We start from the raw sequence: 1,354 nt of genomic DNA, 5'->3' as shown, positions 1-1,354 counted from the left end.
CCCCGCCCCGACAACCCCCGCCTGACCATCCGCGGCCAGGCACGTGGCTCAGGTAGGAACAACCTCAGACAGTCAGCCCGTACGTGATCGCGGTCGGTGCTTCCTCACGGCCGATGTCCGGCGTGCGCTCGTACTCGTCCCAGGCGAGCATCCGGTCGAGGTGGCGCCGTACCGGCTCCAGCACCTCGGTCACGCTCACGTCCCGGTCGAGCTCCTTCGACAGCGTGGTCACGTCGGCGTCCGAGATCCCGCACGGCACGATCCGGTCGAACCACCCCAAATCGTTGTCGCAGTTCAGCGCGAACCCATGCATCGTGACACCCTGCGAGACCCGGATCCCGATCGCGGCGATCTTCCGCTCCCGGCCGCGATCGTCCGCAGCCACCCACACCCCACTACGTCCCTTCACGCGCCCCGTCGTCACACCGAGCTCGGTACACACCGCGATCAGCGCTTCCTCGAGCCGCCGGACGTAGTCGACGACGTACACGTGTGAGGCCAGTTTCACGATCGGGTAGCCGACGAGCTGCCCCGGACCGTGCCAGGTGATCTTCCCGCCGCGGTCGACGTCCACCACCGGCGTCCCGTCCAGCGGCCGCTCGTGCGGCTCGGTCCGCTTGCCCGCCGTGTACACCGGTGGGTGCTCCAGCAGGATGACCGTGTCCGCACCGGTGCCCTCGGCAACTTCCGCGTGCAGGCGCCGCTGCTCGGCCCACGCGGTCTCGTAATCCACCGCGCCGGCGCCGAACCCGGCCTCCACATACCTGATATTCCTCACGCCCTTGAGTGTATGTCGCCCCGCCGGCGGCGGTTCGCCGCCATCCACAGGCCCGATCGGCCGGCGTACCATGTGGATAACTTCCGGGGCGCCGTCGGTGATTCGTGCACTCTCTAAGGCATGGCACTCGAAGACATCGCCGGCTACAGCCTGCGCCGGAAGCTCGGGTCCGGATCGGCCGGCATTGTCTGGCTCGTTCGCGACCGCGCTACCGGCCGCAGCGCCGTGCTCAAACGCGTCCCGGTCACCGCGATCACCCACCCGAAGGAGCTCCGTGAAGACCTCACCGTCCTGCAACGCGTCAACCATCCGCACCTCGCCCGCCTCCAGGAGGTCCGCGAGACCGGCACCGAGTGGCTTTTCATCAGCCAGTACGTGGTCGCCGGCACGCTCAGCGCGCTACTCAACCGCCGCGGACCGCTGACCGACGGCGAGCTCGTCACCCTGCTGACCCCGCTCACCCAAGCGCTTGACCACCTCCACCGGTCAGGCCTGGTCCACGGCCGCGTCACACCGGCCAACATCATGTTCGACGCCGACGGCCGCCCCGTCCTCACCGACGCCGCTCTCCACGCC

General features: G+C 69.0%; 2 protein-coding genes. One reads left to right on the top strand and one right to left on the bottom strand.

Annotation, left to right across the window (positions count from 1 at the left end; all coding sequences use genetic code 11):
* Positions 1 to 64: 64 nt before the first annotated feature.
* Complete coding sequence (lipB, locus tag E1218_RS35785; protein ID WP_233712706.1) at positions 65 to 778, bottom strand: lipoyl(octanoyl) transferase LipB; 714 nt, start codon at positions 776 to 778, stop codon at positions 65 to 67.
* Between the two features lie 120 nt (positions 779 to 898).
* Between lipB and E1218_RS35780 the strand changes: the two genes are divergently transcribed.
* On the top strand, positions 899 to 1,354 hold a 456-nt coding region (locus tag E1218_RS35780; protein ID WP_165949577.1), incomplete at its 3' end, for a protein kinase domain-containing protein.

It is taken from the genome of Kribbella turkmenica (genome assembly GCF_004348725.1).
GTDB lineage: Bacteria > Actinomycetota > Actinomycetes > Propionibacteriales > Kribbellaceae > Kribbella > Kribbella turkmenica.
This window is presented reverse-complemented; position numbering and strand designations above follow the sequence as displayed.